The sequence below is a fragment of the Bartonella sp. DGB1 genome, assembly GCF_041345015.1.
Classification (GTDB): domain Bacteria; phylum Pseudomonadota; class Alphaproteobacteria; order Rhizobiales; family Rhizobiaceae; genus DGB1.
Genome location: NZ_CP166769.1, coordinates 321,141 through 339,472, shown reverse-complemented (window position 1 = coordinate 339,472; position 18,332 = coordinate 321,141). Strand labels below are relative to the sequence as shown.

Sequence of the window (18,332 nt, the reverse complement as noted above, 5' to 3'; positions counted from 1 at the left end):
TTAGGTTAAAATTATTATGTAACTACAAATACTGATAAAAACAGAATTTGTCATTAATGCAAGATTATATAATATAAATAATGAAAACTATAGCAGAGACTATAGATACATAGCGATGACTGTATAATTAAGATCAAGATACATTATAATTAAGATTAAGATTAAGATACATTCAGCTTTTACTTAAATCAAAAAAAGATGCTATAATTTATATTTCTATAAATTATAGCATCTTTTACATCTGACAGTTTAACAACATATTATATAGAATATATTATTAAACTTATATTTAAATTCTAGCAAAAGCCTGTAGTTAATTATTTTTATATAAATTTTCTACAAATTCTGGTAACGGGAGTGGTTGCTCATCCGGTATCCAAAACATAACATTATAATTTAAATTAAAAATAATCCAAATACTACCACCAATAACTATAAAAATTAGAACTGCTGCAAAGATTAACATTCCATAGTTCCACCTAGAATCTTCACTTTGACCAAGATGCAAGAAATATAATATTTGCACTACCATTTGTAATATAGCTAAGCCAAAAATGAAAAAGAAAGTAGGAACAGGAGTAAACCACTCATTCATCACAGCAAAAAAAGCAACTAAAGTTAAGATAACTGATAAAATAAACCCTATAATATATTCACTATATTTAGGAACATGTTCATGATGATGATGTTCACCTTGTTCATTAACTAAACTCATTATAATACTCCTGTAAGATATACTAAAGTGAATACCCCTATCCAAATAATATCCAAAAAGTGCCAAAACAAGCTTAAACAAGCCAGACGAACACGATTTACTTTATTTAAACCACTATTAAACAGATGAATAAACATAACTGCCATCCAGATTAAACCAGTAGTAACGTGGATACCATGAGTACCAACCAAAACATAATAAGCTGACCAAAAAGCAGAGCGAGAAGGTCCTGCACCTAATTCTACTAAGTGATGAAATTCATATATTTCCATTATAATAAAAGTTACACCCAATAAAAATGTCAGAGCCAACCATATAATAGTTAACTTTAATTTCTGTAGATAAGCAGATATTAATGCTAAGCCATAGGTAATACTAGAAAATAATAACACCATAGTTTCAGCTAGCACGAACCTTAAATCAAATAGATCCCTACCTGTAGGCCCACCATCATAAGCACCTGCAAACAAAGCATAGTTAGCAAATAATAACGCAAAAATAAAACAATCCGTTAGAATATACATCCAAAAGCCGAATATTTTTAATGAACCAGCATCATGATGTTCTTCAGCAGCTGTGTGATATCCATCTTCTGGTAGTTTAACCGGAATTATAGGCGATGTCATATTTTCAAGCCTTTCTCTTCTAATAATTCAGTATATTTTTTCTCATTAGCTTCTATTTCCTCTACAGGAATATAATAGCCTTCATCTTTACGGAAAGAATCATAGATAAAGGTTGCGATCATTGCAACTAAAGATAAAATAGCTAACCACCAAATATGCCAAACCAAGGCAAATCCTAATGGAATATTTATCATACCCACAATAAATCCTACCGGCGTATTATTTGGCATATGTATTTTATGAAATTTAGTCGGTCTTTCTACACCATATCTTTTCATATCCCAATATGGATCAGCAGAATTCACTATAGGAACACGCGCAAAATTATAATCAGGCGCTGGTGTAGGTATAAACCATTCTAAAGTACGCCCATAACCCCACACATCACCTTTTGACATTGCAATATTGTCTTTATTACGCCATACTTTATATACAGCTAGAGCTATTTGTGCCAAGAATGCTAAAATAGCTACAGCAATAATTAACACACCAATGAAAGCCACAACAAAATATGGCTGCCATTCCGGGTTAGCATAATGTTGCAATCTACGTGTTGCGGCCATTAAACCTAAAGCATAAACGGGCATAAATGCTACATAAAAACCTACGAACCAAGCCCAGAATGATATTTTACCTAAAAAGTCATTCAATTTAAAGCCAAAGGCCTTAGGAAACCAATAATATATACCGGCTAAATATGCATAAACCACACCACCAATAATAACGTGATGGAAATGCGCAACCAAAAATAAACTATTATGCAATTGCCAATCAGCAGGAACTACAGCTAATAAAACTCCTGTCAGTCCTCCGCCTACGAAAGTAAACATCATACCTAAGGCAAATAACATCGGCAGTTCAAATCGAATTCTTCCCTTATAGATAGTGAATAACCAGTTAAATATTTTAACACCTGTAGGAACGGCAATAATCATAGTAGCCACACCAAAAAAGGCATTCACACTTCCGCCTGCACCCATAGTGAAAAAATGATGTCCCCAAACTAAAAAAGATAGTATCAAGATAGAAACTAGAGCAAATACCATAGATAAATAGCCAAACAAACGTTTAGCAGAAAAATTTGGAATAACCTCAGATAAAATACCAAAAGCAGGAATTACTAAAATATATACCTCTGGATGTCCCCACATCCAAATATAATTAACCCATACCATAGCATTACCACCGCCATCGACAGTAAAGAAATGAGTATCTAGATAACGATCTGCGGTCAATAAGCCTAAAGTTGCAGTTAAAATAGGGAAAACTACCATTATCAATACGTTAGAAATCAATACACTCCAAGTAAAGACTGGTAACTGCATTAATTTCATACTAGGCGCACGCATTTTTAAAATAGTTACTGTAAAATTAATAGCACTCATCAAAGTAGCAGCACCAGAAATTTGTAACGCCCAAAGATAATAATTCATACCCGTATCTGGACTACCAGCTAATCCTGTAAAGGGTGGATATGCTAACCAGCCTCCTTTAGCAAAATTACCAATACCTAGAGAAATATTTATTAAAATAGCAGCTGCAAAAGTAAGCCAAAAAGCTAATGAATTTAAAAATGGATAGGCTACATCTCTAGCTCCTATTTGCAAAGGTACCACAAAATTCATTAAACCAAATAACAAAGGTGTGACCATAAAAAAGATCATTATAACACCATGAGCTGTAAAAATTTGATCATAATGATCTGGTGGCAAAAAGCCAACTGCAGTACTATCCCCTAAAGCAACCGATTGATGACTACGCATTAACAAAGCGTCTGCAAAACCCCGCAATAACATTACGAAGCCTAAAATAAAATACATAATACCTAAACGCTTATGGTCTACAGTTGTTAACCAATTACTCCATAAAGGTTTCCACCAACGCATAAGAGTAATAAAAAATAATATTCCTATTACACCTAAGATCATTACAACAACTGTATAAAAAACTATAGGCTCTTCCATAACATCATGAAAAGCAGTATTATAATTCAGTTTTCCTAACATAACATCATCCAATTCTAATTAGTTTCAATAGCGGCTAACTTTCTTCTAGCTTTTGCAGCTGCTTCATCACCCCACCTAGACGATGAATAAGGAGTAAAGCCCGCACCAGAACAAATAGAACCCCAAAGAGTTTGACTTGCTGCCTGCATCATTTTGGTTTCGATACAAACTTCTCCTTGTTTTACACATCTATTAGCTACACGATAAAATAATCCTGGTAGTGTCTCAGAAAAATATTTAACCGGCTCACTTTCTGACGGCTCAACTAATCCTAAATAAGTATTAACATCCAACTGTAATTGACTTTGCTTTACAGTTGCTACCCATTGTTCAAATTCTGGTTGAGTAACGGCATATGTTTTAAAACGCATACCAGAGAAACCCTTTCCGCTATAATTAGCTGAAGACCCTGCAAACACGCCTGTTTTATCAGTTATATAATGTACTTTTGTACGCATGCCGGGCATAGCATAAATCATTGAGCCTAATGCGGGCACCCAAAAAGCATTTACATTATCAGTAGAAGTTATATCAAAAGCAATTTCTCTATCTGTAGGAATATAAAGTTCGTTAATTGTAGCTATATTTTGTTCAGGATAGATAAACAGCCATTTCCAATTAAGCGCTACCACTTGCACCGTAAGTGGAGGTTTATCAGTCTCTATTGGTAAACGACGAAATGGATCATAAATTATCGAATAATAAGCTGTTATAGCGCCTAAAATAATAATAAGAATTGTAGGAATACCCCACATATATACTTCAGCTTTAACCGAATGCCCCCATTCAGGTAGATATTCAGCCTTTTTATTATTTGCTCTATATTTCCAGGCTAAAATTATTACGGCTATCATTACTGGAATAACTATTAATAACATTAAAATCGTAGAGATAACAATAAGGTTACTTTCCATTTTGGCTACAGCGCCTGTTGGATTTAAAATCACATATTGGCTAGCAGTTAAGATTAAATAACCTAAGACTATACCGAACAGCCCGAATATTTTCCTTAAGTAACTCATTTATTATCCTTTCACTACCTTAATTTCTAGATAGTCCTTCATATTATAACACAACTATAACATTTTTTTATCTATTCAATAATACGAACCGATAATTTTAGCAAGTATTATCATTCAAATTAACTATTTTGTTAATTTAGCTGTTAAATATTCCAATGCTAAAATATAGCCGTGAGTTCCTAACCCACTTATTACTCCATCAACCACAGAACTCACATAACTATTTTTCCTAAATTCCTCTCGTTTGTAAATATTAGATAAATGTACTTCCACAGAAAAACCTGGATAATTTTTCACCGCATCATAGATAGCAACAGAAGTATGACTATAACCTGCGGCATTAATAATTAGCCCTTGTGATTCTTCCGCAGCCTGTTGAATTAAATCTATTAATTTACCTTCATAGTTAGATTGAAAAAATTTTATATTAAAATTACTAGATTTTATATAATTTTCACACATTTCTTGCAATTCTTGTAAAGTGGAATCACCATATATGTTATTTTCTCTATTACCTAGTAAATTTAAATTTGGTCCATTAATTATAAAAATAGTTTGCTTCATTTATTTGAAAATCCAACCTGTTATCACTTACACTGATCGGTAGAAAAAAATTCCACTTCATTACCTAAACTAGAAAATATATTTTTATCAGTTCCTGTCACAAAAAATTGACCTCCTAAAGAAAGTAAAAAAGCAAATAAAGTTTCTCTATGTTTGTAATCTAAGTGTGAAACTATTTCATCTAACAATAAGATTGGACAATAACCTACTAAATTTTTAGTTAACTGAGAATGACATAATATAATGCCAATTAATAACATTTTTTGCTCACCAGTAGAACAAAATTTAGCGGTTATTTTTTTATCATAGTGAGATACGGTCAATTTACTTCTATGTATACCTATGTTAGTTCTTCCAGAGGCTGCATCTATAGCTCGTTGATTTTTTAATAGCAACCTGAAATTATCTTCAACTTCTTGCGCATTAGTTAATAATAAATTGTCTTCTACAAATCCATTCACTTCTAAAAAGGCTCTAGGAAAACTGTGAATATTACATTCTGAAAATAAAATATTTAATTGATCCACTAAATCTAACCTAGCAGCGGCTATAGCTACAGCTATTTCAGAAAGCTGTAATTCTATAGCGTCTAACCAAATATCATTACTACGCCAATTTTCTAATAATTTATTACGAGAACGCAATAATTTATCATAATCAGATAAACGTTTAGCATGAGAGCTATCAAGAGAAAAAATCAACCTATCTAAAAATTGCCTACCTTCCGAATCTCTACCTGAAAAAATTCCGTCCATAGCTGGAATCAACCAATTTAGACGAATATAATTAGTCAGATCATCTAATGGACAAAATTCACCGTCAATTTTTACCTTTCTACTAACATAGGTACAACTAAATTCTGTACCTATATTAAGAGGAGATAAATTATAATCAAATACCCCATGCAAGGAAAAAGTCTGTTTATTTGCTTGAATCATTTCCTGATAAGCAGACCGACGCAAACCCCGTCCTGGTAAAAACAAGGAAATAGCTTCTAAAAAATTAGTTTTACCACTACCATTACAACCAGTTAAAATTAAAGAACGACCAGCTAAATCTAACGAAAAGTTACTATAATTGCGAAAATTGGTTAAATCTAAACGATTTATACTAAGATATTGCAAAATATTACCATTCAACTTAGCAACGCATTGGCATTAAAATATAAATAGCTCTATCGTCTTCCGGAGACTTAACTACAGCAGGTGATTCAGAATTCAATAATCTAATATAAATATCTTCACTATTAATTTGTGAAATAATATCGATTAAATAACGAGCATTAAAGCCTATTTGCAAATCTTCATCTTTATAATCAACATCCAAACGCTCCTCGGCACTACCAGCTGGAGAGGCAGAAACAGATAAAATTAATTTATCTTGAGTAAGAGAAAATTTAACGGCTTTACCTCTTTCACTAACAACCGTCACACGATCAACTGCAGATTTTAAAGCAGAATTAGAAATTTTTAACTCTTTATCATTCTTGATTGGAATGACTCTATTATAATCAGGAAATTTACCATCAACTAAAGAAGATACAAAACAAATATCGTTAATTTGCAATTTAATATTACGATCAGATAAGCTAATATTTACTTGTTGCTCTTTATCTTCTGCTAATATTTTACATAATTCAGTTACTAATTTACGCCCAATAATAACATTCGGCATATTTTCCACGCCTTCCGGAGCATCTATCTGAATTCTCGCTAATCTATGTCCATCTGTTGCAACACTACGTAATAATTTTTTATTATCTTCCTCTACACAGTGGAAATAAGCGCCCGTTAAATAATATCTAGTATCTTCCATAGAAATAGCAAATTCACATCTACTCAGTAAAAAGAATAATTCTGACGCAGGCAAACAAAAATTATGCGTAAATATTTTTTCTTCTTCTACAGGAAAATCATTTGCATCCATCACCGCTAGCTTAAATTGTGAAACACCTGATTTAATAATTAAAAATTTTTTATCTTGATCTAAACATAATTCTACTTGTTCATAATCTGATAATTTTTTAACTATTTCTGAAAATAATTGAGCTGAAACAGTAGTTTTACCGTCTTCTTTACTTACTGCTGGTATTACCTCAGTCAACAAAAGATCCAGATCGGTTGCCTTAAGACGTAGCCCACCAGCGAAAGCATCTAAAAATACATTCGACACTATTTCACCAGCATTTCGTCTTTCAACGACCCTAGCACTATGCGATAGAGCTTTTAATAATTGTGATTGATCTACAATAACATGCATTTCACTTATCCTTAACTAGATTTAGTGATTTAAACTAGATTTAATAATTTGTAATTAATTTTTATTTAACATATTACAGCAACAATATACAAGAGATCAACTCTGGTCCTGCACAAGCTGTTTTAAAGTTTCAATATCCTGAAACAATGATTTATCTTCATCTAACAGCCCTTCTATCTTCCTTACTGCATGTAATACTGTAGTATGATCTCGACCACCAAATCTACGCCCTATTTCAGGCAATGAACGAGGTGTCAAAATTTTTGAAAGATACATTGCAACTTGTCGAGGTTTAACAATAGTTCTAGTCCTTCTATTAGACAATAAATCCTGTTTAGAAACATTATAATGTCGTGCTACTATCTTTTGAATATCCTCTATTTTTATTCTCTTAGAATCATTAGGACGCATTAAATGACTGATTAATTCTCCTACACGTTGAAAACTAAGTTCACCACCAAAGGATTTACAAACCAATAATTGGTTAAAGGCACCCTCAATATCTCTACCTGAACCAGAAATAACTGAAGCAACATAAACTAGCGTTTTTTCATCAATTTTAAGATCTGAATCTTCACGCATAGCCTGAGATAACTTATGCTGTAACATTTGTAAACGCATATTATAATCTGGATGACCTATTTCCAAAGCAACCCCGCCTTGCAAACGCGACTTAACCCGATCATCAAGCATTTCAAGTTCAGCAACAGGTCTATCCGCAGCCACTACAACTTGTTTTGCACTATCTAATAATAAATTCAATAAATGACAAAATTCATTTTGAATTGATTTACCTTGTAGAAATTGCATATCATCAATAATAAGAAGATCTATATTACGCAATTGCTCTTTCAACAATAGAGCATTATTATCTCGAATAGCCATAGCAAAGCGCCACATAAAATATTCAGCGGTAAAATAAACAACTTTCACCGGAGTTATACGGCTTAACATATTAATAGCAATAGCTTGCAACAAGTGAGTTTTACCCATACCTACAGAAGCATGAATAAATAAAGGATTAAAACGAACGGCACCAGATCCTGCCTCAGCAACCGTTTTTGCAGCGGCAAGAGCCATACGATTAGAAGCTCCTTCAACAAAATTATCAAAAGTATATTTAGGATCTAAAGGTGAACCTAATGTTAAAGGCTGCAACATACGTTGTTGAGTTGAAATATTTGGAGAAACAACTGGATTCTTATCTTTATGCGATAAATTAGAACCTAGAGACTTATTAACTTTATTATTATCAGCTACAGAAATATTAGCAGCAACTCTTGAAGTTCTAGTAGCACTTCTTATCACTATTTCTACTTTAACTAAATTCTTTAATTTTTTTTGCCATAATTCTTCAATTACAGTTAAATAATGCGTATTTATCCAAGAGCGTAAAAAAGCTGTAGGAACAGATAATCTAACTATTTCATCGGTGATATAATCTAGTTGCAATCTACCAAACCAACTAGAAAATACTTCATCTCCCAAATGCTCGTTTAAAGATTTCGTAAATGATTCAAAAAGAGAATCAGAACTAGATTTCACTGCTAACGCAGTTCCTGTAGCTGCAACAAAATTCTCCTCTACTGAATTTACGTCTGTTTTCATTTTATATTACCTTATCTCTTTAGAGTTTAAACATGACCCGCTTAATAAACGACAATATCCCTAAAAAATATAAATATACTATATAACAACAACTTATAATTAAAATAATCAAAATGATCGTTACAATTGGGTTGTGAATAGATTATAAGACCATGCCTAAATTGGCAAGCAAAAATCAAACTTAAAATAAATATATTTTACAGCAAGAAAATGCTTTTACTATAAAAATACAGATTCGCCTTTGATAATTCGGGGAACTATTTTTCCATATAGGATAAGATCTTTTTCTCTTAATTTTCTTTAACAGTTATCCACATAATTACGGGGATAACTATTAAAAAACCCAAACATAAACACACAGAATTACTTTTAAAAATTCTATGTATTACACTCTAAATAGTCTTTATAAGAAAAACAAAAGCAACGAAGGGCTTAATCTAATTAAGCCCTTCGTTGCAATATATAGTTACTCACCTATTTTTTTTAAACGTTTATGCAAACGTGAAATTTTACGAGCAGCCGTATTTTTATGAATAACGCCTTTACTAGAAGCACGCATAAGCTCTGGTTCAACCATTTTAAAAGCATTAACTGCTTGTTCACGATTGTTACTAGCTACCGCATCATCAAATTTACGGATGAATGTACGCACACGTGAACGACGTGCTTTATTGACCAATGTACGAGCCGCTATTTTACGAGCAGCCTTTTTGGCCGAAGATGTATTAGCCATAAATACCTCTTTCCAATCTAAAAAAATAATAAGAGCCTAGGCTCAACTAAAAGTTACTATGAATAACTTATTCACTAAAGACAAACATATTTGTTTAAAAACGTTTGTATAAATTTCTGTTTACTTATAATAAATTTTACCAAAAACGTCAATCAAATATTTCTCTTTAAATTATAATTACCAATAATTTTGCTCTAGTATAAGTTAAAGTAAATATTTTAACCAAACCATTTCAAAATATTTCCTAATTAATACCCTATTAAAGGGTATCAATTAGGCCTTTCCGGCTAATTCACGTAAAACATAATGTAAAATACCACCATGTTTTAAATATGTAAATTCTTCCAATGTATCGACTCGACAAATTAATTCAATTTTTTCCTCTCGACCATCAGAAAAATTAATAGTAGCCCAAACTCTATCTTTAGGTTTAAGATTAGATAAATCAGAGAATGTTACTATTTCATCACCCTTCAAACCTAACGTTTCCCAGCTATTTTCATTTGTAAATACAAAAGGCAATACCCCCATACCAACTAGGTTAGATCGATGAATTCGCTCAAAAGATTGAGCAATAACCGCCTTCACACCTAGTAAATTAGCCCCTTTTGCTGCCCAGTCTCTAGAAGAGCCATTACCATATTCTACACCGGCAAATATCACCAAAGGAACATTCTCTTTTTTATATTGCATAGCAACATCAAAAATAAAATCCTCTTTACCATCAGGGTAATGAAGACTAAAACCACCTTCACGCAAATTTTCTCCTAGCATATAATTTACCAACCGTATATTAGCAAAAGTACCACGCATCATAACTTCGTGATTACCTCTTCTAGTACCATATTGATTAAATTCAGCTAATTCCACGCCCTTAGAAAGTAAATATTCACCTGCTGGAGAATCAATCTTGATCGAACCGGCTGGAGAAATATGATCAGTTGTAATTTTATCACCTAATAAAGCCAAAATACGAGCTTGTTTAATATCAGCTATATCACCTTTGAATTTAGACATACCTTCAAAATAAGGAGGATTACGCACATAAGTAGAATCCTCGTCCCAGCTATATGTTTGACCTTCAGGCACTTGCACTTCACGCCAATGTTCATCACCTTTAAATACGTCTTTATATTTAGTTAAAAATACTTCACGTGTTACATTTGAATCTATTACAGATTGTATATCTTCACTTGTTGGCCAAATATCACGCAAATATACCGGCTGTCCTTCTTTGTCATAACCTAAAGGATCTTTTTCCATGTTTAAACACACAGTTCCTGCTAATGCATGAGCTACCACTAACGGTGGTGAAGCTAAATAATTTGCTTGAACATCAGGAGAAACGCGACCTTCAAAATTTCTATTACCTGAAAGAACGGCTGAAACTATTAACCCATTATCATCAATAGTTTGTGATATTTCCTCTAATAAAGGACCTGAATTACCAATACAAGTAGTACAACCAAAACCAACTAAATTAAAACCTAATTGATCTAGATAAGGCTGCAAACCAGAACTAGATAGATAAGAGGCAACTACTTGTGAACCTGGCGCTAAAGATGTTTTAACCCAAGGCTTTACACTTAAACCACGCTCTACAGCATTTTTAGCTAATAAACCCGCAGCTATTAATACATTAGGGTTAGAAGTGTTAGTACAAGAAGTAATAGCGGCTATCGCTACATCACCATGTCCAATTTTATAAGTTTGCCCTTCAACAGCGAATCTAGTTTCTATACCTTCAGGTTTCTTATAATCATCGCGTAACGCTTTTAAAAAACTTTCTTTTATATCGGGCAGATCAACCCTTCCTTCGGGACGCTTTGGACCAGCCATAGAAGGAACTACCTCACTAAGATCTAATTCTAATATGTCAGTAAAAATAGGATCTTCACTATTTTCTTCACGCCACATTCCTTGAGCTTTGGTATATTCTTCTACTAATTTAATACGGTCTAGCTCCCTACCACTTACCATTAAGTAACGAATTGATTCATCGTCAATAGGGAAAAAACCACAAGTAGCACCATATTCGGGCGCCATATTACCAATAGTAGCTCTATCCGCTAAGGTCATATGCCTCAGACCAGGACCAAAAAATTCTACAAATTTCCCTACCACACCTTTTTCTCTTAACATTTGTGTAACAGTTAATACTAAATCAGTAGCGGTAACGCCCTCACGCAATGAACCAGTTAACCTAAAGCCTATTACCTCTGGTAGCAACATTGAAATAGGCTGCCCTAACATAGCAGCTTCCGCCTCTATACCACCGACGCCCCACGCTAATATGCCTAAGCCATTTACCATAGTTGTATGAGAATCAGTACCAACACAAGTATCACAATAAGCGATCGTTTCGCCATCTTCATCTTTGGTCCAAACCGCTTGAGATAAATATTCTAGATTAACTTGGTGACAAATACCCGTACCTGGTGGAACAACTCTAAAATTGCTAAAAGCCTGCTGACCCCATTTCAAGAAACGATATCTTTCTCCATTTCTACGATATTCATTTTCAACATTAATCTCAAAAGATTTATGTCTACCAAAGCTATCTACAATTACAGAATGGTCAATAACCAAATCCACTGGTATTAAGGGATTAATTTTTTTAGGATCGCCACCTAAATTCACCATAGCATCTCTCATAGCAGCAAGATCTACCACAGCAGGTACACCAGTAAAATCTTGCATTAATACCCGAGCAGGACTATATGAAATTTCTACCTCTTGTTTGCCTCTATTTTCAACCCAATGTGCTATCTTTTCAATATCGGTTTTTTTAACGCTAAAACCATCTTCTTTACGCAATAAATTCTCTAGCAATATTTTCATTGAAACAGGAAGTTTCGAAACACCTTTAAGCCCATTCTTCTCTGCTTCTATCAAGCTATAATATATATAATTTTTTCCATTAATCTTTAAAAGCTTACGGCATTTAAAACTATCGATTTTAGACATATTACCTCACAACTCTCCCAATTAAGGGATCCAAACTAGAAAATTAATATATTCACTATTAGTAAAATTATAGAATTATACCTCTTTTTTTATCTTTTACATTAATGTTTAATGTGATACTTTTTAAAAAGTATTTTGTCAAATATAAATTACTCTACAACAATTTTAACATTTTTCCTATAAATTATTGAATTATTTTACATGCAATTAAAAATTAACAATTTGGACATTTTTTGTCACGAACAACAACTTATTAATAATTTTAATTTACATGTTAACAAAGGGCAAATTATCATTATCACGGGAGAAAATGGCTGTGGTAAAACTACATTACTACGAACAATAGCCCATTATCAAAATAAAAATATTAAATTTACAATTAATAACGAATCAGCACCATTAACTTATTATAGTCATTATATTGGACATAAATTTGCTATGAATGACTATCTTACAGTGGAAGAAAATTTATTATTTTGGCTAAAATTTTTTAATAAAGATCCTTCTATATGTGAAAATATTATCAAAAAATTTAATCTTGCAAAATTGTTAGATATAAATTTTTCTAACTTATCCATGGGGCAAAAAAAAATAGTATCATTAACTAGATTATTAATTGAACAACGCCCTATTTGGTTGCTGGATGAACCATTCAGCGGATTAGATAGTAAAAATTATAATATAATAAAAGACCTTATACTTAACCAAGCTAATAACTTAACTGGTATTATTATTTTAACAAACCCAACGCCTTTTGACTTACCTACCGCAAAGGTTATTAATTTACAGGATTTTAAAAATGTTAGCAATTTTTTTACGGGATATTAAGTTAAATTTCCTCCACAAATATACTTGGTTAAATAGCTTATTATTATTGAGTTGTTTTATTATTGCCTTACCAATAAGCTTAACTAATGATCCAAACTTAATTCATATTTTTACCCCTGCTATTTTATGGTTAGCTATGGTGTTCTCTACTTTACTAACTTTAAATCAATTTATTATTGATGATGCTCATAATGGCTCTCTAGAAATTTTTTTATTAGCCTCACCCAGATTGCCTATTTTATTTGTATTAATAAAATGTGCTACTTATTGGATTACTAATATTCTACCTATATTAATTAGTATTTTTTTATTTACCATAACCTTAAAGTTAAACCTAACTGAACTTATTACTTTAAGTGCAACCTTGATAATAGGAACTCCAGCAATAACAACAATGGGAGCAGCTATGACAATCTTAACTTTACAATTAGAAAAATCACAATTATTATCTATTATAATGGTTTTTCCTTTCTTAATACCATTATTAATTTTTGGTATATCAGCTACTATGGAAATTATTAATAATCCAGCAAATTTTAGTGGAGCTTTATATTTTTTAATAGCTACCAGCATATTTTTATCGGTTACCGGGGTATTTTTTACCGCGCTATCTCTAAAATATTTAAATAGGTTTTAAATGAATAGAAAATATTTATCTTGGCGCGATAAAATAATAAATATCTTATTTATAGCTAAGCTAACTAAAAAAATACAGCCTTGGCTAGGCGGTCTTTGTTTAATATTAATTATTATATCAGGATGGTTGATCTATAATAGCCCCGATGATTACAAACAAGGCATTACTGTTAAAATTATGTTTATACATGTTCCAGCAGCTTGGCTTTCCCTATTTTGTTACAGTTTTCTAACTATAAATGCTTTTATATATCTTGTTTGGAGACATACTATCGCCTATTTATTTTTTAAGTCAGCTTTACCTATAGGAACTATATTCACTATATTAACCATAATAACTGGATCTTATTGGGGTAAACCAACTTGGGGCACTTGGTGGGTATGGGATGCAAGGTTAACTTCTTTTTTTATTTTACTAATCATTTATTTATTGTTAGTCACCTTACAACATAGCGTAAAAGAAAATTCTAAATTAGCAATTATCTCAAGTATTTTTACTATTATTGGTTTTGTGAATATTCCAATAATTAAATATTCCGTTGATTGGTGGAATAGCTTACATCAAGGCGCTTCTGTTTCAATAATAACTGGTAATCAAATTGAAAATATTTTTTTAAAAATATTATTAGTCTCAACTATTACTATGCAATTTTTATTTTTTTACTTTTTAATTATTTTATTACAAAATACCATTTTAAAACAGCAAATTTATACAAAAAAACAACTATTATTAACTAAATATGATCGAGAGAACTAAATGTGTCAAATATCTTTTATGTATTAGCGGCTTATAGTATTTTTACTATAATTATGCTTATATTTTATATTACGATAAAATATAAACAACAAAAATTAAAAAAACAGCTTCAGAAGTTAATAAATGAGAAATTATAATTATTTATGGCTTATTTTACCTATATTAATAATCTTAATATTAATATATATTTTTAGCTATAGGTTAATCGATCACAATATTCCTAGCAAAAATTCTCTTGTAATTAAGATACCACCTAATGACGTTTATCAAGATATAATTAAAAATAAGTCTTTTAAAATCAATGACTTTAAAGGTAATTTTATTTTAGTTAATATTTGGTCATCTTGGTGTATTGCCTGTCATACAGAAATGAACATTCTTAAAAAATTAAAAACAGAAAAAAAAATTATCATAATAGGTCTCAATTATCATGATGATCCGAATAAATGCTTACAATTTATAAATAAATATAATAATATTTTTGATTATATAGGAGTGTTAACTAACAGCCGACAAACGGTCTCTTGGGGTATTTATGCGGTACCAGAAAGTTTCTTAATAAATAAAGAAGGCGAAATTATCTACAAAAAATTAGGCCCACTTACCGAAATAGACCTAATAGAAGATATATATAAATTAATTATATTTCACGCTCTTGCAAGCTCTGAAAAGCAAGAGCTGCATGATGTTCACAATAAGGTATAGTGTCTGTCTTGTCAGCACCACAGAAGAAAAACCCCTCATCCCTAGGATCTCCTACCGGCCATTTACAAGTAGTTTCAGTTAACTGCAATAAATTTAATCTCTTCATCTGAGGAGCATATTCTTTATTAACATCAATATTTAAATTTTCATCCAGCGGTGGAAATTCAGCATTTTCTTCAGCTAAATTCATCTCATCACAACTAGATTCCACGCTATCTACAGTCTGTTCTGGTGATAAATTTTCTTCTGCTTCTAAGCTCTGCTCAATATTTTCTTCTGTATCGTTCGCTTTAACTCGATTGCTTAATTTTAAACGATACACTTTACCAATCACTGCATTACGGCTAACTCCACCACCTAATTGTGCAGCTATTTGACTTGCGGTAAAACCTTCTTTCCATAATCTCTCTAACAATTTTACCCGCTCTGGTGTCCAGCTCATTATACCCTACCTTAATTTAATTTTTAATCTATCCATTAATAGATAGAATTTTATAATCTTATGTAGTAAAAAATATACTAACCTTATATTAACATATTTTTTTTATTTATTTTACAGCATTTAAATATTTATACAAATTTATTACAATTAAATAGCTTACATAGGATAAATTATGACCAACAATAATAACGTTAACAGCCAAATAAAATTATCTAATAGTGACTCTATATATAGTTTTTCTTTGCCTTCATTAAATGTTAGAGGCAAAATAGTACAATTAGATAAAATATTAGATGACATTCTAACCAGACACAATTATCCACAAGCTGTTAATAATTTAATAGCCGAAATAGCAACTTTAACAAGCTTACTAGGGGCTACGTTAAAATTCACTGGTAAATTAACTATACAGATAAGATCTGAGGGAGCAGTAAATTTAGTTATTTGCGATTTTTTAAGCCCTAATAAAATTCGAGCTTATGCCAGATTTAATCAGGAAATGCTAGACGAAGCTAATACAAAAAACAAATTAAAATCACACGAATTACTTGGCCAAGGAACATTAGCGATAACTTTAACCTCAAATACAAATAATAAATCTTATCAAGGATTAATAGCTTTAGATGGTAGTAGCCTAGAGGAAATAGCAAAGAATTACTTTATCCATTCAGAACAAATACCAACTTATATAAGATTAGCTATCAAACCTAAAAACGAACAACAGCAATTACGGGCTGGTGGTATTTTTTTACAATATATGCCTAATAACTCCAATCAAAGCGACTACGCTAGCAATAGTAAAGAATTATGGCAAGAGGCCGAGACTTTTGCAAAAACAGCTAGCGATGAAGAATTAACTGATCCAAACTTAAGTGCAGAACGTCTCTTATATCGCTTATTTAATGAATATGAGATAGAACTATTTAATCCTCCATTAAAATTAAAGTTTGAATGTTCATGCTCAAAAACTTATATTGAAAATTTATTAAAAACTTTTAATAAAGCCGAAATTGATCAATCAATAGAAAATAATAAAATAACTGTAACTTGTGATTTTTGTGCTGAAACTTATGAATTTGATCCTAAAGATTTTTAGCTCAAGCAGCTTTAATCTATCGGCTTCAAAGTAACAGAAAAACTACCTTGATGTGCCGGCATATTATAATCTATGTTAGCCACATACTTATCAAACTTCTTTGTTTTTAGCCAACGATGAACATTCTGCCTCAATACACCAGTTCCAAATTGATAATTTCCCTTACCAGTAATTATTAAAATACGATATTTTTTTAATTTTTGAGCTTGCTCAAAAAAAGTTAATAATAACTCATACACTTGTTCCTGAGTAAGATTATGAGCATCAAAAACTGCATCCCAACTTTTTATCTTTTTACCAGCTTTTAGTAAATATTTTTTATTGAACGAAATATTAGTACTAGACACATTTTTGTTACTAATCTTACTCTTAATATCGCTTAATTTTTTATGAGGAACAACCGGAAGACAATTATTTTTTTTAATTATTTTTACTTTACCTACGTAATCGGCAAAGTAATCCTTATCCGTTATTGAATCGACGATCTCATAATTAGGTTTTGTATGTATTTTTTTTGAAAATTCCTGCCATATTTTTAGGTCTTCTTCAGTTAAATAATTACTCCCCTTCTTCCCCCCCTTACTCTTATCTATTTTATTCATCATCAATCTTGTGCATAAGTATCGACAATTTTCCAAGTCGGATCTTCATTTTTTAAATTTTTTTGGAAAGTCCAAACATCCTTATTAAAAGCTATTTTATGCGGGTCTCCACTTATTAGATTATCATTTTTATCATAAGTAGCTGAGATTAATTGACTTACAAATACTACAGTTATATTAGCAATACTACCTTTTACCTTTGCATCTAAAATAGTAAATTTATCTATTCCTATAAAAGAATATTTAATATATTGCCCACTTTTTTCTCGCTCTTTAATTACTTTAACAAAATCATTATAAATATAATCATCTAGTAATATAGCTAAAACTTCTTTGTCCCCTTCTACAAAGGCTTGCATCACATTTTCATATACTCTTTGTGATATTTCAGTAAATTTTTTAGGAGAAAATTCAGAATCTTTCTCAGTTATAGTTATTAAATTTTTACGTAAAACTATATCTGTACCCGCAATATTATCTATCTCTTTTAATATCTTATCTTTATTTTGTTTATCTAGATTAACTTTTTCAGTTATTTTTTCAATAACTACATTTTTATCACTAGGTTGAGTTGGTAAATTTTTACGATAATTTTCCCCATCATATCCAATTTTAGTACCCAGAATCTTAGAAAAACGCCATAATGCAATAATTAATATGACTAAAGCTCCTAAGCTAACAATTGTTAAATAATCCATTGTATTTCCTATAAAACATGCATAATAATATAACAATATAACATAATTTTTCTAATTTGTTTAATTTA

General features: G+C 31.2%; 18 protein-coding genes. 5 read left to right on the top strand and 13 right to left on the bottom strand.

All coding sequences use genetic code 11. The features are described from left to right. Positions 1-313: 313 nt before the first annotated feature. From cyoD to acnA, 10 genes are all read right to left on the bottom strand, one after another. A complete protein-coding gene (cyoD, locus tag AB6T46_RS01635; RefSeq protein ID WP_370931698.1) occupies positions 314-715 on the bottom strand; it encodes a cytochrome o ubiquinol oxidase subunit IV in 402 nt (133 codons plus the stop codon). Beyond that, a complete protein-coding gene (cyoC, locus tag AB6T46_RS01630; protein WP_370931697.1) occupies positions 715-1,341 on the bottom strand; it encodes a cytochrome o ubiquinol oxidase subunit III in 627 nt (208 codons plus the stop codon). Before cyoC ends, cyoD begins: the two co-directional genes overlap by 1 nt. After that, positions 1,338-3,347 carry a cbb3-type cytochrome c oxidase subunit I gene (locus tag AB6T46_RS01625; RefSeq protein WP_370931696.1) on the bottom strand — a complete coding sequence of 670 codons (2,010 nt, stop codon included), beginning with the start codon at positions 3,345-3,347 and terminating at the stop codon, positions 1,338-1,340. The genes cyoC and AB6T46_RS01625 overlap by 4 nt, the downstream gene beginning before the upstream one ends. A gap of 14 nt (positions 3,348-3,361) precedes the next feature. Then, complete coding sequence (gene cyoA, locus AB6T46_RS01620) at positions 3,362-4,369, bottom strand: ubiquinol oxidase subunit II (RefSeq protein ID WP_370931695.1); 1,008 nt, start codon at positions 4,367-4,369, stop codon at positions 3,362-3,364. Between the two features lie 123 nt (positions 4,370-4,492). Then, positions 4,493-4,933: a type II 3-dehydroquinate dehydratase gene (gene aroQ / locus AB6T46_RS01615; protein WP_370931694.1), complete on the bottom strand. Its 441-nt coding sequence runs from the start codon at positions 4,931-4,933 to the stop codon at positions 4,493-4,495. Between the two features lie 23 nt (positions 4,934-4,956). Continuing rightward, complete coding sequence (recF, locus tag AB6T46_RS01610) at positions 4,957-6,057, bottom strand: DNA replication/repair protein RecF (RefSeq protein ID WP_370931693.1); 1,101 nt, start codon at positions 6,055-6,057, stop codon at positions 4,957-4,959. A gap of 16 nt (positions 6,058-6,073) precedes the next feature. After that, entirely contained in the window at positions 6,074-7,192 is a 1,119-nt protein-coding gene (gene dnaN / locus AB6T46_RS01605) for a DNA polymerase III subunit beta (RefSeq protein ID WP_370931692.1), read from the bottom strand. 96 nt (positions 7,193-7,288) lie between these two features. Then, positions 7,289-8,800 carry a chromosomal replication initiator protein DnaA gene (gene dnaA, locus AB6T46_RS01600; protein WP_370931691.1) on the bottom strand — a complete coding sequence of 504 codons (1,512 nt, stop codon included), beginning with the start codon at positions 8,798-8,800 and terminating at the stop codon, positions 7,289-7,291. A 466-nt stretch (positions 8,801-9,266) separates the two neighbouring features. Continuing rightward, positions 9,267-9,533 (bottom strand): 30S ribosomal protein S20, encoded by a 267-nt coding sequence (gene rpsT / locus AB6T46_RS01595; RefSeq protein WP_370931690.1) that lies wholly within the window; start codon positions 9,531-9,533, stop codon positions 9,267-9,269. Between the two features lie 273 nt (positions 9,534-9,806). Further along, the gene (gene acnA, locus AB6T46_RS01590) at positions 9,807-12,500 is read right to left on the bottom strand and encodes an aconitate hydratase AcnA (protein ID WP_370931689.1); all 2,694 of its coding nucleotides are present in this window, start codon (positions 12,498-12,500) and stop codon (positions 9,807-9,809) included. A gap of 201 nt (positions 12,501-12,701) precedes the next feature. On the opposite strand from acnA, the gene ccmA reads away from it, so the two are divergent. The 4 genes from ccmA to AB6T46_RS01570 all read left to right on the top strand — a co-directional run bounded on the left by ccmA (position 12,702) and on the right by AB6T46_RS01570 (position 15,426). After that, positions 12,702-13,328 (top strand): heme ABC exporter ATP-binding protein CcmA, encoded by a 627-nt coding sequence (gene ccmA / locus AB6T46_RS01585; RefSeq protein ID WP_370931688.1) that lies wholly within the window; start codon positions 12,702-12,704, stop codon positions 13,326-13,328. After that, positions 13,300-13,965 (top strand): heme exporter protein CcmB, encoded by a 666-nt coding sequence (locus AB6T46_RS01580; RefSeq protein WP_370931687.1) that lies wholly within the window; start codon positions 13,300-13,302, stop codon positions 13,963-13,965. The genes ccmA and AB6T46_RS01580 overlap by 29 nt, the downstream gene beginning before the upstream one ends. Next, positions 13,966-14,721: a heme ABC transporter permease CcmC gene (gene ccmC / locus AB6T46_RS01575; protein WP_370931686.1), complete on the top strand. Its 756-nt coding sequence runs from the start codon at positions 13,966-13,968 to the stop codon at positions 14,719-14,721. A gap of 123 nt (positions 14,722-14,844) precedes the next feature. Next, a complete protein-coding gene (locus tag AB6T46_RS01570) occupies positions 14,845-15,426 on the top strand; it encodes a redoxin family protein (RefSeq protein WP_370931685.1) in 582 nt (193 codons plus the stop codon). Here the strand turns inward: AB6T46_RS01570 and AB6T46_RS01565 are convergent. After that, entirely contained in the window at positions 15,362-15,868 is a 507-nt protein-coding gene (locus tag AB6T46_RS01565) for a GcrA family cell cycle regulator (protein ID WP_370931684.1), read from the bottom strand. The two genes, AB6T46_RS01570 and AB6T46_RS01565, sit on opposite strands and share 65 nt — an antisense overlap. Positions 15,869-16,040: 172 nt before the next feature. Between AB6T46_RS01565 and AB6T46_RS01560 the strand changes: the two genes are divergently transcribed. Further along, a complete protein-coding gene (locus AB6T46_RS01560; RefSeq protein WP_370931683.1) occupies positions 16,041-16,964 on the top strand; it encodes an Hsp33 family molecular chaperone HslO in 924 nt (307 codons plus the stop codon). Positions 16,965-16,975: 11 nt separating this feature from the next. Here AB6T46_RS01560 and AB6T46_RS01555 read toward each other — a convergent pair whose 3' ends face one another. Together AB6T46_RS01555 and AB6T46_RS01550 are read right to left on the bottom strand one after the other, a co-directional pair. Next, positions 16,976-17,569: a Smr/MutS family protein gene (locus tag AB6T46_RS01555; protein WP_370931682.1), complete on the bottom strand. Its 594-nt coding sequence runs from the start codon at positions 17,567-17,569 to the stop codon at positions 16,976-16,978. Beyond that, the gene (locus AB6T46_RS01550) at positions 17,569-18,264 is read right to left on the bottom strand and encodes a Tim44/TimA family putative adaptor protein (protein ID WP_370931681.1); all 696 of its coding nucleotides are present in this window, start codon (positions 18,262-18,264) and stop codon (positions 17,569-17,571) included. The genes AB6T46_RS01555 and AB6T46_RS01550 overlap by 1 nt, the downstream gene beginning before the upstream one ends. Positions 18,265-18,332 lie beyond the last annotated feature (68 nt).

What these genes read in the sequence shown, in the direction of transcription:
- cyoA (WP_370931695.1), bottom strand. Translation starts at nt 4,369, where the DNA reads ATGAGTTACTTAAGGAAAATATTCGGGCTGTTCGGTATAGTCTTAGGT.
- AB6T46_RS01550 (WP_370931681.1), bottom strand. Translation starts at nt 18,264, where the DNA reads ATGGATTATTTAACAATTGTTAGCTTAGGAGCTTTAGTCATATTAATT.
- AB6T46_RS01570 (WP_370931685.1), top strand. Translation starts at nt 14,845, where the DNA reads ATGAGAAATTATAATTATTTATGGCTTATTTTACCTATATTAATAATC.
- cyoC (WP_370931697.1), bottom strand. Translation starts at nt 1,341, where the DNA reads ATGACATCGCCTATAATTCCGGTTAAACTACCAGAAGATGGATATCAC.
- rpsT (WP_370931690.1), bottom strand. Translation starts at nt 9,533, where the DNA reads ATGGCTAATACATCTTCGGCCAAAAAGGCTGCTCGTAAAATAGCGGCT.
- aroQ (WP_370931694.1), bottom strand. Translation starts at nt 4,933, where the DNA reads ATGAAGCAAACTATTTTTATAATTAATGGACCAAATTTAAATTTACTA.
- ccmC (WP_370931686.1), top strand. Translation starts at nt 13,966, where the DNA reads ATGAATAGAAAATATTTATCTTGGCGCGATAAAATAATAAATATCTTA.
- ccmA (WP_370931688.1), top strand. Translation starts at nt 12,702, where the DNA reads ATGCAATTAAAAATTAACAATTTGGACATTTTTTGTCACGAACAACAA.
- dnaN (WP_370931692.1), bottom strand. Translation starts at nt 7,192, where the DNA reads ATGCATGTTATTGTAGATCAATCACAATTATTAAAAGCTCTATCGCAT.
- AB6T46_RS01565 (WP_370931684.1), bottom strand. Translation starts at nt 15,868, where the DNA reads ATGAGCTGGACACCAGAGCGGGTAAAATTGTTAGAGAGATTATGGAAA.
- AB6T46_RS01625 (WP_370931696.1), bottom strand. Translation starts at nt 3,347, where the DNA reads ATGTTAGGAAAACTGAATTATAATACTGCTTTTCATGATGTTATGGAA.
- dnaA (WP_370931691.1), bottom strand. Translation starts at nt 8,800, where the DNA reads ATGAAAACAGACGTAAATTCAGTAGAGGAGAATTTTGTTGCAGCTACA.
- AB6T46_RS01580 (WP_370931687.1), top strand. Translation starts at nt 13,300, where the DNA reads ATGTTAGCAATTTTTTTACGGGATATTAAGTTAAATTTCCTCCACAAA.
- AB6T46_RS01560 (WP_370931683.1), top strand. Translation starts at nt 16,041, where the DNA reads ATGACCAACAATAATAACGTTAACAGCCAAATAAAATTATCTAATAGT.
- AB6T46_RS01555 (WP_370931682.1), bottom strand. Translation starts at nt 17,569, where the DNA reads ATGATGAATAAAATAGATAAGAGTAAGGGGGGGAAGAAGGGGAGTAAT.
- acnA (WP_370931689.1), bottom strand. Translation starts at nt 12,500, where the DNA reads ATGTCTAAAATCGATAGTTTTAAATGCCGTAAGCTTTTAAAGATTAAT.
- cyoD (WP_370931698.1), bottom strand. Translation starts at nt 715, where the DNA reads ATGAGTTTAGTTAATGAACAAGGTGAACATCATCATCATGAACATGTT.